Source organism: Pseudomonas sp. P7759 (genome assembly GCF_013386445.1).
Taxonomy (GTDB): domain Bacteria; phylum Pseudomonadota; class Gammaproteobacteria; order Pseudomonadales; family Pseudomonadaceae; genus Aquipseudomonas; species Aquipseudomonas azotoformans_A.
Genome location: NZ_JACART010000097.1, coordinates 1 through 3123 on the forward strand (window position 1 = coordinate 1; position 3123 = coordinate 3123).

The window sequence follows — 3123 nt, forward strand, 5'->3', positions numbered from 1 at the left end:
CCATAAGTAGCCGTTACCCAAATAACGGATATGCCCAGCCCCCCCCAAACAAACCTATCCCGACAAAAACACTAGGACTTTGTACCTGCGTAATATTTTGGCGTAAACTGCCGGCAAGCCTGTGAGGAGTTTCCATGACTGCCATAACCATTACCGACGCCGCCCACGATTACCTGGCTGACCTGCTGTCCAAGCAGAACACCCCAGGTATCGGCATTCGCGTCTTTATCACCCAGCCCGGCACCCAATACGCCGAGACTTGCATTGCCTACTGCAAGCCTGGGGAAGAGAAGCCTGAAGACACCGCCCTGGGGCTGAAAAGCTTCACTGCCTACATCGATGCCTTCAGCGAAGCCTTCCTCGACGACGCCGTGGTCGACTACGCCACCGACCGTATGGGCGGCCAGTTGACCATCAAGGCACCCAACGCCAAGGTGCCGAATGTCAACGCCGACAGCCCGGTGAACGAGCGCATCAACTACTACCTGCAGACCGAAATCAACCCAGGGCTGGCCAGCCACGGCGGACAGGTCAGCCTGATCGACGTGGTTGATGACGGCATTGCGGTATTGAAGTTCGGCGGCGGCTGCCAAGGCTGCGGCCAAGCGGACGTGACCCTGCGCGAAGGCATTGAGCGCACCTTGCTGGAGCGCATTCCAGAGCTCAAGGGCGTGCGTGACGTGACCGACCACACGCAGAAAGAAAACGCCTACTACTGAGTAAGGTGTTCGCTGCGAACAAAAAAACGGCGCCCCGTGAGCGCCGTTTTTTTATGCCCTGATTCAGGGGCGGTACAGATGGGCATGGCCTGCGCGGTACAGCGACGACTCACTGAAACTGTCACTCGCCAACACCCGGCCCACTACAATCAGTGCCGTGCGCCGAAAGCCCTTGGCCGACACCTTCTCGGCAATATCACTCAAGGTGCCCACCGCCCAATCCTGATCCGGCCAGGTCGCCCGGTGCACCACGGCAATCGGGCAGTCCGCGCCGTAATGCGGCAGCAGTTCAGCGACAATCTTCTCCAAGTGATTGACCCCCAGGTGAATCGCCATGGTGGTGCCATGCCGGGCCAGGCTGTCGAAATCCTCGCCGGCGGGTATGCGGGTCTTGTCGGCATAGCGGGTCAGGATCACGCTCTGGGCAATGTCCGGTAGGGTCAGCTCGGTTTCCAGCAAGGCGGCGCAGGCAGCCACGGCGGTGACGCCGGGAATGATCTGGAAGGGAATGCCCAGCTCCCGCAAGTGGCGGATCTGTTCGCCAATGGCGCCATACAGGCTCGGATCCCCAGAATGGACGCGCGCCACATCCTGGCCCTTCGCGTGGGCCGTCTTGATCAGATCGATGATCTGTTCCAGGTGCAATTCGGCACTGTTGACCACCGTTTGCGCCGAGTGGCCTTCCAATACCGCCGCCGGCACCAATGAGCCTGCATAGATGATCACCGGGCAGCTGCGGATCAGCCGTTGGCCTTTGACGGTGATCAATTCCGGGTCGCCGGGGCCTGCGCCGATGAAGTAGACGGTCATGGTAATTCCTGTTGAAAAACGGGCGAGCATGAATGTTGCTCATGATCGAGGTCGGCAATTATCGGGATTTTAGCCGGCGCACGCCAATGCAAAGGTGGCCTGGGTGCTTTTTTGGCGAGTGACCAACAGGCGGGCAGGGCTGCCGGCGAGCTGTTCAGCGAGGGCCAATGCGGCGCTTTCGGCTATGCCGTAACAGCCGGTATGGGCAAAGGCGATGTCGGATTTGTGGCTCAGGCGGTGTTCAAACTCCGCCAGTTGTTCAGCGCTGAAAAACTGCAGCGGCAGGTTCAGCTTCTGCGCCAGCGCCTGCAATCCGGGTTCATTCTGTTTGCGATCGAGACTGGCCAGCGCGGTAATGCGCTGGCGCTCGATACCGCCCTCGGCGAGGGCAGAATCGAACAACGCCAACAAGGTGTGAAGATCACAACCCCGCTGGCAACCCAGGCCAACCACCAAAGTCATGCCGAGTATTGGTCGTCACGGTTGCGGCGGAACAGCCACGCGCTGATCAGGCCCAAGGCCAGCCAGAAGGCGACGTTGGTCAACTGCGAAGCAATCTTGAACTGCGCTTCCAGGGCTTCTGGAGCGAGCATCGAATGCACTTCCGGTTGCGGCGCGCCGATCACATGCGGTACCGCCAGGATCGCCACGCCCAGCACTTTCAGCAGCCAGTTGCGACCAAACACGATCAAAGCGATGCCGGCAGCAGTAGACGCCGCAGTGCCGATCCACCAGGTCTGGCGCAGCGCCAGGTCGGCGGCGGCGGTGCCCGGCAGCTCAGGCGGCAGGCCCAGCGTCGGTGCCAGCACGAAGGTTGCGTAGCCGGCCAAGCCCCACAGCAAGCCTTGGGCGGTGCGGGTTGGCGCACGCAGCGTGTAGAGACCGGCCAGCATCAGCGCAAAACCGACCGCGACCACCAGGTTGCCGCCCGTGGTGGACAGCACGCGCTGCCAGCCGTCTTCCGGCTCCCAGGCTTCGGCGTCGTGGGTGTGGGCGGCTGCGCCTTCGGCGTGTTCGTGGGCCATTTCGGTGGCGGCCGGGGCTTTTTCGAAGGTTTCCGCCTGCAGAATCAGCGGGGCTACCCAGAAGCTTTGCAGCAGGGTCAGCAGCAGGGCGGCCAGCAAGCCGGTGAAACCTGCGGTTTGCGCGATACGCTTGATCATGTCGGCAGGTCTCAGTGGCACGGGAACGCGGCGCTGTGGCGGGTATCGTGGGCCGCGTTGTGCACGGCCTCGATGTGCGAGAAACCGGCGAAATACACCAGGCACGCGCCGAGGATCGACGCGCCGATGGCGGCGGTCAGGCGTTGGCTCAGGGTCGAGGTGCTGCTGGCGGAGTGCGAGGTGCTGCTGATGATCGACATGGCGCGTCCCTTTCAGGTGTCAGGGTGAAACGAGCGCATGAAAACCCCGCGAGCCGGGCACGCAGGGTTTGAACAGCGCCCGCCCACCGCGGGTTTGTTATCTGATTTTTTCGGGCCGGTCTCCGGGCTTGCGAGGGGCATTGCGCCGATTAAGCATCGCCTTCCCATGCCGTAGGCACAGTGGATCTGACACTTCGCTCGCTTACCGTTGCGGGGGCAGCACCGGACTGG

The 3123-nt window shown here is 62.0% G+C and carries 5 protein-coding genes and 1 riboswitch; of the genes, 1 reads left to right on the top strand and 4 read right to left on the bottom strand.

What is annotated here, in order from left to right; translation table 11 throughout:
- The first annotated feature begins 134 nt into the window (after nucleotides 1-134).
- Entirely contained in the window at nucleotides 135-719 is a 585-nt protein-coding gene (nfuA, locus tag HX823_RS31210; protein ID WP_003190728.1) for a Fe-S biogenesis protein NfuA, read from the top strand.
- Nucleotides 720-782: 63 nt separating this feature from the next.
- On the opposite strand, the gene cobM is transcribed toward nfuA, so the two are convergent.
- The 4 genes from cobM to HX823_RS31230 form a co-directional block, all read right to left on the bottom strand.
- On the bottom strand, nucleotides 783-1529 hold the full coding sequence (cobM, locus tag HX823_RS31215; RefSeq protein ID WP_177078484.1) for a precorrin-4 C(11)-methyltransferase: 747 nt from the start codon (nucleotides 1527-1529) through the stop codon (nucleotides 783-785).
- A gap of 69 nt (nucleotides 1530-1598) precedes the next feature.
- A complete protein-coding gene (locus HX823_RS31220) occupies nucleotides 1599-1991 on the bottom strand; it encodes a cobalamin biosynthesis protein (protein WP_177078486.1) in 393 nt (130 codons plus the stop codon).
- Nucleotides 1988-2692, bottom strand: coding sequence for a CbtA family protein (locus HX823_RS31225; RefSeq protein ID WP_038851263.1), 705 nt, complete (start codon nucleotides 2690-2692; stop codon nucleotides 1988-1990). Before HX823_RS31225 ends, HX823_RS31220 begins: the two co-directional genes overlap by 4 nt.
- Nucleotides 2693-2703: 11 nt before the next feature.
- Nucleotides 2704-2892: a CbtB-domain containing protein gene (locus HX823_RS31230; RefSeq protein ID WP_012723860.1), complete on the bottom strand. Its 189-nt coding sequence runs from the start codon at nucleotides 2890-2892 to the stop codon at nucleotides 2704-2706.
- A gap of 95 nt (nucleotides 2893-2987) precedes the next feature.
- Nucleotides 2988-3123: riboswitch (cobalamin riboswitch) on the bottom strand. This riboswitch is flagged as partial in the annotation.

What these genes read in the sequence shown, in the direction of transcription:
- nfuA (WP_003190728.1), top strand. Translation starts at nt 135, where the DNA reads ATGACTGCCATAACCATTACCGACGCCGCCCACGATTACCTGGCTGAC.
- cobM (WP_177078484.1), bottom strand. Translation starts at nt 1,529, where the DNA reads ATGACCGTCTACTTCATCGGCGCAGGCCCCGGCGACCCGGAATTGATC.
- HX823_RS31220 (WP_177078486.1), bottom strand. Translation starts at nt 1,991, where the DNA reads ATGACTTTGGTGGTTGGCCTGGGTTGCCAGCGGGGTTGTGATCTTCAC.
- HX823_RS31225 (WP_038851263.1), bottom strand. Translation starts at nt 2,692, where the DNA reads ATGATCAAGCGTATCGCGCAAACCGCAGGTTTCACCGGCTTGCTGGCC.
- HX823_RS31230 (WP_012723860.1), bottom strand. Translation starts at nt 2,892, where the DNA reads ATGTCGATCATCAGCAGCACCTCGCACTCCGCCAGCAGCACCTCGACC.